This is a genomic window from Weizmannia sp. FSL W8-0401 (assembly GCF_038009125.1).
Lineage (GTDB): Bacteria > Bacillota > Bacilli > Bacillales > Bacillaceae_C > Weizmannia > Weizmannia coagulans.
In genome coordinates, this window is the sequence record NZ_JBBPAG010000001.1 from 15,582 (window position 1) to 30,093 (window position 14,512).

The following is a 14,512-nucleotide window of genomic DNA, read 5'->3' on the forward strand; positions in this document are numbered from 1 at the left end:
AGGTGATTCGACCTCGAGGGGCTAGGCACCGGAGCTAGACAATAGAAAAGCGGAAGCGCCTTGGTCATCGGCGTATGAACTTCAAGGCCCCCGCCTGAGATAAAGGAAACACGACGAGCCCTAAAGGCGAGTCGATGCCCGCTTATCGTAGGAAAGGGGGACGGGAAGTTCACTAGCCGATAGGCGCTGGAGCTGGACAATTCTCAAAGTTAGAAGCAGAAACGCATTCTCCGTTTACAGTTTTTTCTCCCATCCGGTTTTCAGGGAATACAATTATTTCTCTTGATAAATAACAGCAACTGTGTTATACTATTTCTTGTCATTAAGGTCCGGTGATGATGGCGGAAAGGTCACACCCGTTCCCATCCCGAACACGGAAGTTAAGCTTTCCAGCGCCGATGGTAGTTGGGGGTCTCCCCCTGCGAGAGTAGGACGTTGCCGGGCCAAATCAAAACCGCAGGCGATTTGTCTGCGGTTTTTGCCTGTTTTTATGGAAAAATGGATGTTAAAAACGGCTTCTTTTCGCATTGGGGCGGTTCTTTTCAGACATACACACACCTGGAAAACCGGCATACGATACCATACATCAATCTATTTCGTTGCAACATTTGAAAAAATCCCTTTGATTGTGAATAGTCGGCGGGAATGATGGCAAATATAATGAGCAGGGGGTGGAGCAGATGAATCGGAGTGCCCGGAGAAATGAACCGGAAATGTGCATTGTTTGTGAGAAATTAAAACATAGCGGCATCCATCTTTATACATCATTTATCTGCAGTGACTGCGAACAGGAAATGGTCCGTACTGATACAGGAGATCCGCGTTATTCCTATTTTGTCCGACAGTTGAAGGCAGTCCAAAATCAAAAATGTATACATGACCAAGCGTACTAAAACAGGCTTGGTTATTTTTTTTGCCCTGCCCGTGTAAATTCTGTTCTATGAAAAGCGATGCCTGGACAATCGGAAAAAACTTCATCTATCCGTTTCCTGCCCGCTTTTGCCCGTTTATAGTAAAATAGAAAAAGTAAACCCGGGGCTAATTTTTACAGGCGGCCCCGTATGATAAGGGGTACGGATATGGATCAAAATCGAATGCCGTTATTTGAAGCGCTATGCCGCTATCAACATACCAATCCCGTTTCGTTCCACGTGCCGGGGCATAAAAACGGCTTGTTGATCGAGCCGTTATTAAAAGAAAGCGCGTCTTTTTTGCAATATGATGCAACAGAACTGTCCGGGCTGGATGATTTGCACCATGCGGAAGGAGCCATTCAAGAAGCCCAGGATTTGTTGGCAGATTATTACGGCAGTGAAAAGAGCTATTTTCTCGTAAACGGAAGCACCGTTGGCAACCTCGCCATGATCCTTTCCGTGTGCCGGCCGGGGGATCGTGTGCTTGTGGACCGGAACTGCCATCAATCGGTTTTGCATGCCCTCAGGCTTGCCAGGGCCAATCCGGTTTTTGTTTTTCCTGAAATTGATGAGGAACTCCAAATGCCGGCCGGATTTTCAGAAAAAGTATTTGTACAGGCGTTCAGGCAATACCGGGACGTGAAAGCGTGTATTTTGACTTATCCGACTTACTATGGCATTACCTGCGATTTGCGGGCCGTGGCTGAAATCGCGCATCAAAACGGCGCTTATGTGCTGGTGGATGAAGCCCATGGTGCGCATTTTCAGGTTGGCTCCCCGTTTCCGGAGACGGCGCTCCACCAGGGGGCAGATGCCGCCGTCCAGTCTGCCCATAAAATGCTGCCGGCGATGACAATGGGGTCTTTTTTACATATCAGGGCGCCGCATTTTCCGTTTGAAAGGTTAAAATTCTATTTATCAGCGCTGCAATCGAGCAGCCCGTCGTATCCCATTATGATGTCGCTCGATTACGCAAGGTGGTATGCCGCCAATTTCAGCCGTGAAGATATCTGCTATACCCTGTCACAAAGGGAGCAATTTTCCGCGCGGCTCGGCAAGATGTTAAAACTGGAGGAAAAAGAGGGGCAGGATCCGCTGAAATTGCTGGCGGCATTCCCCGGCCTCTCCGGGTTCAAGCTCCAATCCGTGCTTGAAAAAGCCGGTGTGTACACAGAAATGGCGGATTTACAACGGGTTGTCTTTGTGCTGCCGCTTTTAAAAAACGGCATGCCTTTTCCGTATGAGGATGCTGCCGGGCGGATCGAAGCAGCGCTTGCCGGAGCATCTCCACAAGCCGGGAACCAAACCAGGCTGGAACGGGCGGAACAAAAACCGGCATCGGGAGAAACAGCAGGTTTGGACGCCCTGCAAGGGTTAACGGAATTGCACCTTGCCTATGATGAAATGGAAGAAAAAGAGGCGGAATGGGTATCATTTGAAGAAGCAAAGGGGCGGATTGCGGCAAAAATGGTTACGCCGTATCCGCCCGGTGTGCCGCTGCTTGTGCCGGGTGAACAGGTTCGAGACGCCCATCTTTACCAAATCCAACAACTGCGCGCTTGCGGGGCGGGGTTTCATGCGGATGCCCCGTTTTTTGAAAACAGGCTGGCAGTTTATAGATAGAAAGGGAGAGAACATGAAAGGAATTTTTATTACAGCAGAAGGGCCTGAGGGCGCGGGGAAAACGACCATTACCGGGATGATTGCCGCACACTTAAAGGAAAACGGCTATCCCATTGTGTTGACGCGGGAACCCGGGGGCATTAAAATTGCCGAACAGATCCGGCACATTATTTTGAACCCGGAAAATACGGAAATGGATGCGCGGACGGAAGCTTTGCTATATGCGGCAAGCCGCCGCCAGCATCTTGCGGAGAAGGTCCTGCCGGCACTGGAAGAGGGGCGCATTGTCCTGTGCGACCGGTTTATTGACAGTTCGCTCGCGTATCAGGGCTATGCGAGAGGAATCGGAATAGAGGAAGTGTACCGGATCAACCAGTTTGCAACGGGCGGTCTGCTGCCGGATTTGACGCTCTATTTTGATGTGGAAGCAGAGACAGGCCTCAGCCGGATTGCCAAAAATCAAAACCGGGAAGTAAACCGCCTTGACCTGGAAGCCATCGACTTCCATAGAAAGGTAAGAGAAGGGTTCCAAATATTGTTAAAACGGTTTCCGGATAGAATCCATGCCATTGATGCCAATAAAGAGGTAGAATATATATATCATACCGCTTTGCAAAAAGTGCTGGGCGCCATTTGCCGGCATTACGGGAAAAATTTCCCCGGATAAAAGGAAATTCACATACAGAAGCAGAATTTCATATATAACGGTAAATGGAAGATGATATAATGAAGGATAAATACACGGTTGGAAATTCAGGAGGGGAAAAAATGAAACTGATAGTCGCAGTCGTACAGGACCAGGACAGCAACCGGTTGATGAAAGCCATGGTTGACCATAATTTCCGTGTGACAAAACTTGCATCGACAGGCGGGTTTTTAAAATCGGGCAATACGACTTTTCTGATCGGAACGGAAGAAATTCGTGTCAATAAAGCGTTGCAGGTCATTAAGGAAAATTGCAAATCGAGGGAACAGTTTATTACCCCGGTTTCACCGATGGGCGGAAATGCCGACAGCTACATCCCGTATCCGGTCGAAATCGAAGTGGGGGGCGCGACGGTATTTGTCCTGCCGGTAGATGAATTTCACCAGTTTTAACGGGGGAATAATGGATTGAAAATACAACAAGATTTGCGTATTGGTTTGGACAAAACGGTCCGGGAAGCAAAAAGCATGGCAACGGGCACAACAAATTTTGCCGAAGTGATGGACACAAGCAGGGAAAAGCTGCAAATGGATGAATTTCAACAGCTCTTGTCGCAAATTGACGAAGCAGGCAGCCGGCTTGCCCGTTCGCGCAGTCTCAAAGACTTGTCCAAATTCAAGTCGCTTGTAAAACAATTTGTGAAGCAAACTGTCGAATACGGGATGAAAAATAAACAGTCACAAAGCTTCGACCGGTTCGGGGAAAGCCGTAAATTGAATATAGTGGAAACAATAGACAAAAAACTGGCGGATCTTACCGACGCCTGTCTCAGAAAAGAGCAGCCCGCACTCGATATACTGGGAAAAATCGGCGAGGTAAAAGGTTTGCTGATTAATTTATATACTTAAGAGAGTGGAAGAAGCCATGACATGGGAAGAATTTGAAAATATCCAGCCTGTTGCGGCAACTTTGCTGAAAAACAGCATCAGGCGCAGCCGGATGGCACATGCTTATTTATTTGAAGGTGGACGCGGCACAGGGAAAAAAGAGGCCGCGCAGCTACTGGCGAAAACATTGTTTTGCCTGCAGCCGGCGGATGATTTTTTTCCATGCGAAAGCTGTTCGAATTGCTTAAGAATCAGCCACGGCACACATCCTGACGTTCACCTGGTTGAACCGGACGGCCTTTCAATCAAGAAAGAGCAGATTAAAGCGTTGCAGCAGGAGTTTTCCAAACGGGCGGTGGAGTCGAAACGAAAGCTGTATATGATTGCGGACGCCGAAAAAATGTCGACAGGCGCCGCCAACAGCCTGCTGAAGTTTTTGGAAGAGCCGAACCCCGGCACGACGGCCGTGCTCATGACAACCCAGCTGCACCGGATCCTGCCGACCATTTTATCACGCTGCCAGGTCGTTTCATTTAAGCCGGTCCCGCCCGCCATACTGAAACAACAGCTGATTGAGGGCGGGGTCAGCCCCGATTTGGCCCCGCTTCTTTCCCATATGACAAGCCACTTGGAAGAAGCGCTTGAATTAAGCAATGATGAGTGGTTTGCACAAGCCCGAAAAATCGTGTTAAAATTGTATACAACCCTTTCAAAATCGCCTTCCCGCGCAATGGTTTTTTTGCAGGAAGCGTGGTTTGGGCATTTTAAAGAAAAAAATCAACTGGATCTCGGGTTGGATCTGTTGATATGGATTTATAAAGATCTTCTTTCCATCCATCTGGGAAAACAGGAAGATGTCGTTTATCCCGATCAGCTAAACCTTTTTTCTGCAGATCTTCTTTCCTGCTCCCCGCGTTCTCTGGCTGAAAAACTGGCAGCCATTCTTGATGCAAAAAAGAAATTGGGTGCCAATGTCAATCAACAGCTGCTCATGGAACAGCTTGTTTTAAATTTGCAGGGGGGAACGGCCTTTGTTTAATGTAGTAGGAATCCGGTTTAAAAAAGCCGGCACAGTATATTATTTCGACCCAGGCGATTTTCCCGTTAAAAAAAATGATGCCGTCATCGTCGAAACCGCGCGCGGCATTGAGTATGGCTTTGTTGTGACAAATCCCAAAGTTGTCGGGGAACACGATGTCGTGCTGCCGCTGAAAAAAATCATCCGGATTGCCGACCAGAAAGATCATATGACTGTGGATGAAAATAAAGCGGCAGCAAAAGAAGCGTATGGAATTTGCATGAAAAAAATTGCGGAACACCAGCTTGAGATGAAGCTGGTGGATGTAGAGTATACATTTGACCGGAATAAGATTATTTTTTATTTTACCGCTGACGGGCGCGTCGATTTTCGGGAGCTCGTAAAAGATTTGGCGTCCATTTTCCGGACAAGGATCGAACTCCGCCAGATCGGGGTGCGTGATGAAGCGAAAATGCTTGGCGGTATCGGCCCTTGCGGCAGGATGCTATGCTGCTCCACGTTTTTGGGCGATTTTGAGCCGGTATCGATCAAAATGGCAAAAGACCAGAATTTGTCATTAAATCCGGCAAAAATTTCCGGGCTTTGCGGACGGCTGATGTGCTGCCTGAAATATGAAAATGATGAATATGAAGCGGTAAAAGAAGCGTTTCCGGATGTCGGGGAAATGGTAAAAACGCCTTACGGAACTGGAAAAGTAACCGGCTTGAACATTTTGGAAAGAGTTTTGCAAATTGAATTACAAAGCCAGGGGCGTACGATTGAGTATACGATGGAAGAATTTCTAAGTGCGGATGTTGTGTCAATTCAATCCACGGATTAATGAGGTGGAGAACTGATGGATAGGAAAGAATTATTTGAGGAGATACAGCAAATGGAAGTGCAGATCGGGGCGCTCCAGGAAAAGTTGGGGGAACTGAAACGGGATTTAACGGAAGTCATTGAAGAAAACAGCATTCTGAAAATCCAGAATGACTATTTCAGGCGCCAGTTGCAGCCTGAATCCGGCGGGGAAGGCACAGATCCGCATGACGAACCGGCCGAGATTGTTCGGAAAATCAAGGAAAAGGGCGTGCCGCAGACGCTTCTTGATATCGGCGAAGGGTATGACAATCTGGCCCGCCTTTATCAGGAAGGCTTCCATATTTGCAATGTCCATTTCGGCAGCCCGCGCAACGGGGAAGATTGCCTGTTCTGCCTTTCCTTTTTGAATAAGAAGTAACGAACGGTCCAAGATGAAAAGCCTTCCTTTTACCGGGAAGGCTGTTTTATGCAGCCGTTATTTTTGGAGGCTACAGGATGATTTTGACATTATCAGGAGACGAACGATTGGATTATTTGCTTGCGGAAAATTTAAGGATTGTGCAAAGCCCGTCCGTGTTTGCTTTTTCATTGGATGCGGTGCTTCTGGCAAAGTTTGCCTGGCTGCCGATCCAAAAAGGGAAAGTGCTTGATTTATGCACGGGAAACGGGGTGATCCCGCTTTTATTAAGCAGCCGTACGAAAGCGGAGATTACCGGGGTCGAAATCCAGGAACGCCTCTGGGATATGGCAAAAAGAAGCGTCGCTTATAACGGGCTTGAGGACAGGATCCGGATCATTCACGGCGATTTGAAGGAAATGCCGGATGTGCTCGGCTGCAGCAAATTTGACGTGGTGACGTGCAACCCGCCTTATTTTCCTTCGCAGACGAAGAATTTTCAAAATGAAAATGAGCATTTTGCGATTGCCCGCCATGAAATTTTCTGCACATTGGAAGATGTCGTAAAAGTCAGCAGCCGGATGCTCAAGCAGGGCGGCAAAGCAGCGTTTGTGCACCGCCCGGGACGTCTGGTCGACTTGGTTACGTTGATGAAAAAACACCGCCTCGAACCGAAACGGCTCCGGTTTGTTTATCCGAAAGCAGGCAAAGAAGCGAATACGATTCTGGTTGAAGGCATAAAAGACGGAAAACCGGATTTGAAGATTCTCCCGCCCTTGTTCGTGTACGGGCAGGATGGCGAATATACGGAAGAAGTGAAAGAACTGCTGTATGGAAACAAAAACTAAATCTTATTTTTACGTGCTTCTATGCTGTGACGGCAGTTTTTACGGCGGGTATACCGTTGATTTGAAACGGCGCTTCCGCGAACACAGCGAAGGCCGGGGCGCCAAGTATACGCGAACGCGGACACCGGTTAAGCTTTTGTATTTTCAGGAATATGAGACAAAAAGCGGGGCCATGAAAGCGGAATATGCTTTTAAAAAACTCCCGCGCCGGGAAAAAGAGCGATTTTTGGAGAAGGCAGGTGTCGACCTTGCACAGGCAGCAAAGTTTCCATGATGAAAAAAATAAAGGGATTCTCTATTTGGTCCCGACCCCGATCGGCAATCTCGAGGATATGACATTCCGGGCAGTGCGCATTTTAAAAGAAGCTGACTTGATTGCTGCTGAAGATACGAGAAACAGCAAAAAATTGTGCAGCTACTTTGATATCCACACGCCGCTTGTAAGCCATCATGAACATAATAAAGAAGCGAGCGCACGCGATTTAATCACGAGGCTCGCGCGCGGCGAAAAGATTGCCCTTGTAAGCGATGCAGGCATGCCGTGCATTTCGGACCCGGGTTATGAGCTTGCCGCTGCCTGCATTCGCGAAGGGATCCCGGTTGTGCCGCTTCCGGGCGCAAACGCGGCGCTTACGGCGTTAATTGCTGCCGGGATTGCACCGCAGCCGTTTACGTTTTACGGGTTTCTGCCGCGGGAAAAGCAGGAAAAGCGGGCGGCACTGGAACGGCTCGCAAAAATCCCTTCCACCTTCATTTTGTATGAAGCGCCGCACCGGCTGAAACATACGCTGCAGATGATGGCGGAAGTGCTGGGGGACCGGAAAATTTCCATCAGCCGCGAGCTGACGAAAAAATTTGAGGAATTTTTGCGGGGGACGATCAGGGAAGCGGTGGAATGGGCCGAAAACAATGAAGTGCGCGGCGAGTTCTGCCTGGTTGTGGAAGGAAGCCCGGAAACAGGGGAAGAAGACGGCAATTTCTGGTGGACGGCGCTATCCGTCAAAGAACATGTGGAAGCCTATATGCAGCAAAAACAGCTGCCAACAAAAGAAGCGATCAAGCTTGCGGCAAAAGACCGGAAACTGCCAAAAAGGGAAGTCTACCAAATCTATCACGAACTGTGAATCAAAAACCGGGGAGGATGTTTGGCAACAACGATCTGTCCAAGGCGTAAAAAACCCCGCGTTTCAGCGGGGTTCCGGTTCCGGCTCAGGTTTGGATGCGAATGGTTCTGCTTCGTCCGCTGCCTGTTCATTTTCAGCCGGCTGATCTTCCAAATGGAAATTTTCTTGGATTTCTTTCATCAGCAATTCTGCGCCTTCACGGCTTAAAACAATTTTTCCGCCTGCCAGCCGGAGATTGTCATCCGAGACTTCCCCGGTGACGAGGCAAGTCATATTGGGCTTGTACTTTTTCAAAATGATCTTGTCATCATCGACATAAATCTCCAATGCATCTTTTTCAGCAATGCCAAGATTTCTCCGCAATTCAATTGGGATGACAACACGGCCGAGTTCATCGACTTTCCGTACAATGCCTGTTGATTTCATTAACGCTTTCCTCCCTTAAAGTAGATGTGAACCTGTACAGAACCCTGATACCAAACCCGATTGCGCAAATGCTGTACGTCTATATCTATCAAAAACTGGCGAATACCCCTGAATCTTCAAAAACTGTACAACCTATTTAATTGTATTATAGAAGATAAATTGGAATAAAAAAACAAATTTGTTTAAAATATTTTTCGACAAGTATAAAAACCATGGCCCTGCACCGGTTAAGCTGGCGGTATGCCGTCTATAATGGATAATGCGCTGCACCGGGCGCCATGAAGATGCAAGTCATCTCCTTGATGCGGTATACTAAACATAAGGGACTTTTTTTAAAAATCCACGTTTTTTGCTTATTTTCACGAAAAGTTTTATACTTATTGTTTAGAAGTTCTAAGTAGCGCGTGAAATGTGCAAAAGAAATGTCTAATGTTATCGAAAGGTGGAGGCTGGTTTGGAAGAGAAACGGAAAACTTTTTATATCACAACGCCGATCTATTATCCGAGCGGAAATTTACATATCGGCCATGCCTATACAACCGTTGCAGGCGATGCGATGGCCCGTTATAAAAGGCTGCGCGGGTTTGACGTCATGTTCCTGACCGGCACGGATGAGCACGGCCAGAAAATCCAGCGCAAGGCAAAGGAAAAAGGCGTGACACCGCAGCAATATGTCGACGAAATTGTCGCCGGCATCCAGGATCTATGGAAAAAACTCGAAATATCCAATGATGATTTTATCCGCACGACACAGGACCGTCACAAAAAGGCAGTGGAAAAGATTTTCAAGAAGCTGCTCGACCAGGGCGATATTTATTTGGGAGAGTATGAGGGCTGGTACTGTACACCTTGTGAATCCTTCTTCACGGAACGCCAGCTTGTGGACGGCAAATGCCCGGACTGCGGCAGGCCGGTAGAAAAAGTAAAAGAGGAATCGTACTTTTTCAAGATGGGGAAATATGTCGGCCGGCTTTTGCAGTACTATGAGGAAAATCCAGATTTCATTCAGCCGGAAAGCCGGAAAAATGAAATGATCAATAACTTTATCAAACCGGGGCTTGAGGATCTTGCCGTATCGCGGACAACGTTTGACTGGGGGATAAAAGTGCCCGGGGACCCGAAACATGTCATCTATGTCTGGATTGATGCCTTGACCAACTATATTACAGCGCTCGGTTACGGCAGCGATGACGATTCGAACTACCGGAAATACTGGCCGGCTGACGTCCATCTTGTCGGCAAGGAAATCGTCCGCTTCCATACGATTTACTGGCCGATTATGTTGATGGCGCTCGGCCTCCCGCTGCCGAAAAAAGTGTTTGCACACGGCTGGCTGCTCATGAAAGACGGGAAAATGTCGAAATCAAAAGGAAATGTCATTGACCCGGTTACTTTGATTGACCGGTACGGGCTCGACGCACTCCGCTATTACTTGCTGCGTGAAGTGCCGTTTGGGGCGGATGGCATTTTTACGCCGGAAGGGTTTGTGGAACGGATCAATTTTGACCTCGCCAATGATCTGGGCAATCTGCTGAACCGTACGATTGCGATGATGAACCAGTATTTTGACGGTGTCATTCCAACGTTTGCCGGTTCGCACAATCCGTATTCCATCCAGCTTGTGACCGCATATAAAGAGGCTGTGAAAAAATACGAAGATGCGATGGAAAACATGCAGTTCTCGATTGCGCTCGCTTCTTTATGGGAATTTGTCAGCCGTACAAACAAATATATTGATGAAACAACTCCGTGGACATTGGCAAAAGATGAAACCAAACGGGCGGATCTTGCCGAAGTGATGGTCCATTTGGCGGAGTCGCTGCGCCATATCGCCATCCTTTTACAGCCGTTTTTGACATCAACGCCAAAGAAAATTTTTGACCAGCTGAACATTACGGATGAGAGCTTGCATACATGGGAAAGCCTGTCCTTATTCGGCAGCATTCCGGAAGGCACAAAGGTTGTGAAAAAAGGCAAGCCGATTTTCCCGCGTCTCGATATGGAAAAAGAAATTCAGTTTATCAAATCGCAAATGCAAGGTGCGGCTCCGAAAAAAGAAGAAACGAAAGAAGAAAAAGCGAAAGCGGAAGACACAAAAGCCGGGATCACGATCGATGATTTCGCAAAAGTGGAATTACGTGTCGCAAAAGTAACCGCTTGTGAGCCGGTAAAAAAAGCCGACAAACTGTTGAAACTGCAGCTTGACCTTGGAGATGAACAGCGCCAGGTTGTTTCCGGCATTGCGGAATATTACAAACCGGAAGAACTGGTCGGGCGCAGAGTCATTGTCGTGGCCAATCTGAAACCTGTCAAATTGCGCGGTGAATGGTCACAAGGCATGATTCTCGCAGGCGAAAAAGACGGCATATTGTCATTGGCAACCATTGATGAAAGCCTGCCGCTCGGCGCGATTGTCAAATAAAGGGACCAGATGAGATGAAAAACATAGAGATGTTTCACGTGGAACAAATTTCGACGGATCTCTCTATGTTTTTCTTTTACTTTTCAGGAAAAATAGATGTTTTTCCCGATCATATGTGAAAACAAACGTGAAGAATTTGAGGTGAAAAAGATGTTATTTGATACCCATGTGCATATCAATGATGAAGCGTTCAAAGAGGATTTGGAAGCCACCATCGCACGTGCGCGGGCGGCCGGGGTGGAAAAGATGATAGTCGTCGGGTTTGACAGGCCGACCATCCAAAAAGCGATGGCGCTGATTGACCAATACCCGTTTCTGTATGCAGCGATCGGCTGGCACCCGGTTGATGCGATTGACATGAAAGATGAAGACCTGGACTGGATTGAATCTCTTGCCCATCATCCGAAAGTGGTGGCGATCGGTGAAATCGGGCTGGATTACCATTGGGATAAATCGCCGAAAGCGGTGCAGCAGGAAGTGTTCAGGCAGCAAATCCGGCTGGCCAAAAAGCTGGCATTGCCCATTATTATTCATAACCGGGAAGCGACAGAAGACTGTGTGCAAATTCTAAAAGAGGAAAATGCACAGGAAACAGGCGGCATTATGCATTGTTTCAGCGGCAGCCCGGAAACGGCGAAGGAATGCATCAAAATGAATTTCTACATTTCACTTGGCGGCCCGGTGACGTTTAAAAATGCAAAAAAACCGAAAGAAGTGGCTGCCGAGGTCCCACTTGAAAAGCTTTTGATTGAAACAGACTGCCCTTATCTTGCCCCGCATCCGTACCGCGGGAAACGCAATGAGCCGGCATATGTAAAACTGGTCGCTGAGCAGATTGCGGAAATCAAAGGCATTCCTTTTGAAAAAGTTGCCGAGCAGACGATGTTAAATGCAGAAAAATTGTTTAAAATAAAAGATCATGCATAGAAAGCGAGTTTTATCCGCATGGCAAAATTAAAAGAGGTTATTGTCGTGGAAGGCAAAGACGACACAGCGGCCATCAAGCGGGCGCTCGATGCCGACACGATTGAAACAAACGGGTCGGCCATTTCGGAAAGTACGATTGAAAAAATCCGCCTTGCCCAGGAAAAAAGGGGCGCCATCATTTTCACCGATCCTGATTTTCCCGGTGAAAAAATCCGCAAAACGATCGCGGAAAAGGTGCCCGGCTGCAAACACGCATTTTTGGACAAACAGGAGGCACGGGCGCCCGAGGACCGGGGAATCGGGGTCGAACATGCACGTCCTGCGGCGATCCGGCAAGCGCTGCGGGAGGCGCATCAAATGGAGGAAGCCGTGCCGGAAGTCATCACAAGGGATGATTTAATGGCTGCAGGCCTGATTGCCGGACCGCTGGCCAAACAAAGAAGGGCAAGAATTGGGGAACTTTTAAAAATCGGATACACGAACGGCAAGCAGCTCCATAAACGGCTGATGGTGTTCCAAATCGATAAAGACACGTTCCGGGACGCCCTGATGAAAGTGTTACAGGAGGAATCAACTTGCAAAAAGACATTGCCACCCCCATCCGGACAAAAGCGATTTTAAACCGCTACGGATTTTCGTTTAAAAAAAGCCTGGGCCAAAATTTTTTAATTGACCCAAACATACTCCGGAATATTACGGATACGGCGGATTTAACGCAAGAAAGCGGCGTTATCGAAGTCGGCCCCGGCATCGGCGCGCTCACGGAACATCTCGCCCGCAGCAGCAAAAAAGTCGTTGCTTTTGAAATTGACAAAAGGCTGGCTCCGATCCTTGAAGATACGCTGGCGCCGTACCCGAATATAAACGTGATCTATGAAGACGTGTTAAAGGCCGATATTGAAAAAGTGCTGGAAACGGAATTTGCTGGTATAAACGATATCATGGTTGTCGCCAATCTGCCGTATTACGTGACGACCCCGATCATATTGAAATTTGTCACCGGACAGTATCCGATCCGCGGCATGGTCGTGATGCTGCAAAAAGAAGTGGCCGACCGGATTTCGGCGGTTCCCGGCACGAAAAACTACGGCACGCTTTCCATTGCAATCCAGTATTATATGACGGCGGAAGTGGCGATGATTGTGCCGAAAACGGTCTTTATGCCCCAGCCGAATGTGGATTCCGCCGTGGTCAAGCTTGTGAAAAGGGACAAACCGAAAGTCGGGGTTACCGATGAAGCGTTCTTTTTTCAGGTGGCAAAAGCTTCCTTTGCCCAGCGGCGGAAAACCTTGATCAATAATTTGACTGCCGGCCTTCCCGGCGGAAAAGACAAGAAAGAAACGCTGCTTTCCGTACTCGGGCAGCTTGGCATTGAACCATCGAGGCGGGGGGAAACGCTCAGCCTCGAGGAATTTGCCGCCTTAAGCAATGCTTTGTTTCCCGTTTTTCACACAAGAGTATAAATGCCGCATCAAGCCGGGGGAGTGCGTTCCCCCCGGCTTTTTCACCATTTCCGAAGGCAGTGCATATATAGTGTTATGCAGGCGAGAGATGGAAACCAAATGGAGTTGACGGCAATGGAAGCAAGGCTCAACGCAATTGTTGGAAGGAAGTCTTACAATTGTGATATTTTATTCCGGGTCATCGATATACAGGAGCAGAACGGGCGGAAAGTGGCTGTTTTGTACGGGGAGGATGTCCGGCTGATCGCGGATTCCCCGTTTGAAGACCTGGTCACCCCCGGCCCTGCGGAAAGATCGAAAATTACGCAGGAGTTTCGTTCTTTGGAAGAACAGTCATTCGAACTGTTTAAACAGGATATCGAACTGTTGAAGGAAAAGCGCGATTATGAGGCCACACACGGCTATAAAGAGGAACTGAGTTATTTCCAGCTGCCGGGAAGGGTTTTGCACTTGGACGGCGATCCCCATTATTTAAAAAAATGCCTGAATTTATATGAAAAAATCGGCGTGACGGTTTACGGCATCCATTGTTACGAAAAAGAAATGCCGGTTCGCATCAATGCGCTGCTTGACCAATACCGGCCGAATATTCTGGTGATTACCGGCCATGATGCTTATTCAAAATCAAAGGGAAAAATAGCGGATTTAAATGCATACCGCCACTCAAAATCTTTTGTCAGAACCGTGATGGAGGCAAGGAAAAAGGTGCCGAATTTGGATCAGCTCGTCATTTTTGCAGGCGCATGCCAGTCCCATTTTGAGTCGCTTATCCAGGCAGGCGCCAATTTTGCCAGTTCCCCGCTCCGGGTGAATATTCATGCGCTCGATCCGGTCTACATTGTGGCCAAAATCTGTTACACCTCGTTTATGGAACAAGTGAATGTTTGGGACGTGCTCCGCAATACACTGACAGGGCAAAAAGGCCTGGGAGGCGTGGAAACAAAGGGCGTGCTGCGGACCGGGATGCCATATAAGCCAATGGATGAGGACTAAGC

17 protein-coding genes and 1 rRNA gene are annotated in these 14,512 nt (G+C 48.1%); 17 read left to right on the top strand and 1 reads right to left on the bottom strand.

The features are described from left to right. The first annotated feature begins 328 nt into the window (after positions 1-328). The 12 genes from rrf to rsmI all read left to right on the top strand — a co-directional run bounded on the left by rrf (position 329) and on the right by rsmI (position 8,279). Positions 329-444 (top strand): 5S ribosomal RNA (gene rrf, locus NSU00_RS00065). 236 nt (positions 445-680) lie between these two features. Continuing rightward, complete coding sequence (locus NSU00_RS00070; protein WP_017553991.1) at positions 681-893, top strand: sigma factor G inhibitor Gin; 213 nt, start codon at positions 681-683, stop codon at positions 891-893. Positions 894-1,079: 186 nt separating this feature from the next. Further along, positions 1,080-2,537 (top strand): aminotransferase class I/II-fold pyridoxal phosphate-dependent enzyme, encoded by a 1,458-nt coding sequence (locus NSU00_RS00075; protein WP_340702154.1) that lies wholly within the window; start codon positions 1,080-1,082, stop codon positions 2,535-2,537. A 13-nt stretch (positions 2,538-2,550) separates the two neighbouring features. Continuing rightward, positions 2,551-3,204 (top strand): dTMP kinase, encoded by a 654-nt coding sequence (gene tmk / locus NSU00_RS00080; protein WP_017553989.1) that lies wholly within the window; start codon positions 2,551-2,553, stop codon positions 3,202-3,204. Positions 3,205-3,305: 101 nt separating this feature from the next. Continuing rightward, positions 3,306-3,635: a cyclic-di-AMP receptor gene (locus NSU00_RS00085; protein ID WP_013857978.1), complete on the top strand. Its 330-nt coding sequence runs from the start codon at positions 3,306-3,308 to the stop codon at positions 3,633-3,635. Between the two features lie 15 nt (positions 3,636-3,650). Next, positions 3,651-4,091 (top strand): YaaR family protein, encoded by a 441-nt coding sequence (locus NSU00_RS00090; protein ID WP_328192110.1) that lies wholly within the window; start codon positions 3,651-3,653, stop codon positions 4,089-4,091. Positions 4,092-4,107: 16 nt separating this feature from the next. Next, a complete protein-coding gene (holB, locus tag NSU00_RS00095; RefSeq protein ID WP_118500465.1) occupies positions 4,108-5,109 on the top strand; it encodes a DNA polymerase III subunit delta' in 1,002 nt (333 codons plus the stop codon). After that, entirely contained in the window at positions 5,102-5,929 is an 828-nt protein-coding gene (locus tag NSU00_RS00100; RefSeq protein ID WP_340703202.1) for a PSP1 domain-containing protein, read from the top strand. The genes holB and NSU00_RS00100 overlap by 8 nt, the downstream gene beginning before the upstream one ends. 15 nt (positions 5,930-5,944) lie before the next feature. Next, positions 5,945-6,328: a DNA replication initiation control protein YabA gene (gene yabA, locus NSU00_RS00105; protein WP_019722094.1), complete on the top strand. Its 384-nt coding sequence runs from the start codon at positions 5,945-5,947 to the stop codon at positions 6,326-6,328. 77 nt (positions 6,329-6,405) lie between these two features. After that, positions 6,406-7,155, top strand: a complete 750-nt coding sequence (locus tag NSU00_RS00110) for a tRNA1(Val) (adenine(37)-N6)-methyltransferase (protein WP_328192111.1) — start codon at positions 6,406-6,408, stop codon at positions 7,153-7,155. Then, the gene (locus tag NSU00_RS00115; RefSeq protein ID WP_013857984.1) at positions 7,139-7,429 is read left to right on the top strand and encodes a GIY-YIG nuclease family protein; all 291 of its coding nucleotides are present in this window, start codon (positions 7,139-7,141) and stop codon (positions 7,427-7,429) included. The genes NSU00_RS00110 and NSU00_RS00115 overlap by 17 nt, the downstream gene beginning before the upstream one ends. Further along, positions 7,395-8,279: a 16S rRNA (cytidine(1402)-2'-O)-methyltransferase gene (rsmI, locus tag NSU00_RS00120; protein WP_017553984.1), complete on the top strand. Its 885-nt coding sequence runs from the start codon at positions 7,395-7,397 to the stop codon at positions 8,277-8,279. The genes NSU00_RS00115 and rsmI overlap by 35 nt, the downstream gene beginning before the upstream one ends. A 63-nt stretch (positions 8,280-8,342) precedes the next feature. On the opposite strand, the gene NSU00_RS00125 is transcribed toward rsmI, so the two are convergent. Beyond that, on the bottom strand, positions 8,343-8,705 hold the full coding sequence (locus NSU00_RS00125; protein WP_029141897.1) for an AbrB/MazE/SpoVT family DNA-binding domain-containing protein: 363 nt from the start codon (positions 8,703-8,705) through the stop codon (positions 8,343-8,345). A gap of 454 nt (positions 8,706-9,159) precedes the next feature. Here NSU00_RS00125 and metG point away from each other — a divergent pair, with 454 nt between their 5' ends. From metG to yabG, 5 genes are all read left to right on the top strand, one after another. Continuing rightward, on the top strand, positions 9,160-11,127 hold the full coding sequence (metG, locus tag NSU00_RS00130) for a methionine--tRNA ligase (RefSeq protein ID WP_118498631.1): 1,968 nt from the start codon (positions 9,160-9,162) through the stop codon (positions 11,125-11,127). Between the two features lie 150 nt (positions 11,128-11,277). Beyond that, positions 11,278-12,054: a TatD family hydrolase gene (locus NSU00_RS00135; RefSeq protein ID WP_174760516.1), complete on the top strand. Its 777-nt coding sequence runs from the start codon at positions 11,278-11,280 to the stop codon at positions 12,052-12,054. 18 nt (positions 12,055-12,072) lie between these two features. Beyond that, on the top strand, positions 12,073-12,675 hold the full coding sequence (gene rnmV, locus NSU00_RS00140; RefSeq protein WP_013857989.1) for a ribonuclease M5: 603 nt from the start codon (positions 12,073-12,075) through the stop codon (positions 12,673-12,675). Further along, a complete protein-coding gene (gene rsmA / locus NSU00_RS00145) occupies positions 12,630-13,517 on the top strand; it encodes a 16S rRNA (adenine(1518)-N(6)/adenine(1519)-N(6))-dimethyltransferase RsmA (protein ID WP_328194452.1) in 888 nt (295 codons plus the stop codon). The genes rnmV and rsmA overlap by 46 nt, the downstream gene beginning before the upstream one ends. Positions 13,518-13,631: 114 nt before the next feature. Then, entirely contained in the window at positions 13,632-14,510 is an 879-nt protein-coding gene (yabG, locus tag NSU00_RS00150; protein WP_340703155.1) for a sporulation peptidase YabG, read from the top strand. Positions 14,511-14,512 lie beyond the last annotated feature (2 nt).

Coding starts and splice junctions, on each gene's coding strand:
- NSU00_RS00070 (WP_017553991.1), top strand. CDS start 681: ATGAATCGGAGTGCCCGGAGAAATGAACCGGAAATGTGCATTGTTTGT.
- NSU00_RS00085 (WP_013857978.1), top strand. CDS start 3,306: ATGAAACTGATAGTCGCAGTCGTACAGGACCAGGACAGCAACCGGTTG.
- NSU00_RS00135 (WP_174760516.1), top strand. CDS start 11,278: ATGTTATTTGATACCCATGTGCATATCAATGATGAAGCGTTCAAAGAG.
- yabG (WP_340703155.1), top strand. CDS start 13,632: ATGGAAGCAAGGCTCAACGCAATTGTTGGAAGGAAGTCTTACAATTGT.
- rnmV (WP_013857989.1), top strand. CDS start 12,073: ATGGCAAAATTAAAAGAGGTTATTGTCGTGGAAGGCAAAGACGACACA.
- NSU00_RS00125 (WP_029141897.1), bottom strand. CDS start 8,705: ATGAAATCAACAGGCATTGTACGGAAAGTCGATGAACTCGGCCGTGTT.
- holB (WP_118500465.1), top strand. CDS start 4,108: ATGACATGGGAAGAATTTGAAAATATCCAGCCTGTTGCGGCAACTTTG.
- NSU00_RS00075 (WP_340702154.1), top strand. CDS start 1,080: ATGGATCAAAATCGAATGCCGTTATTTGAAGCGCTATGCCGCTATCAA.
- NSU00_RS00115 (WP_013857984.1), top strand. CDS start 7,139: ATGGAAACAAAAACTAAATCTTATTTTTACGTGCTTCTATGCTGTGAC.
- yabA (WP_019722094.1), top strand. CDS start 5,945: ATGGATAGGAAAGAATTATTTGAGGAGATACAGCAAATGGAAGTGCAG.
- NSU00_RS00110 (WP_328192111.1), top strand. CDS start 6,406: ATGATTTTGACATTATCAGGAGACGAACGATTGGATTATTTGCTTGCG.
- tmk (WP_017553989.1), top strand. CDS start 2,551: ATGAAAGGAATTTTTATTACAGCAGAAGGGCCTGAGGGCGCGGGGAAA.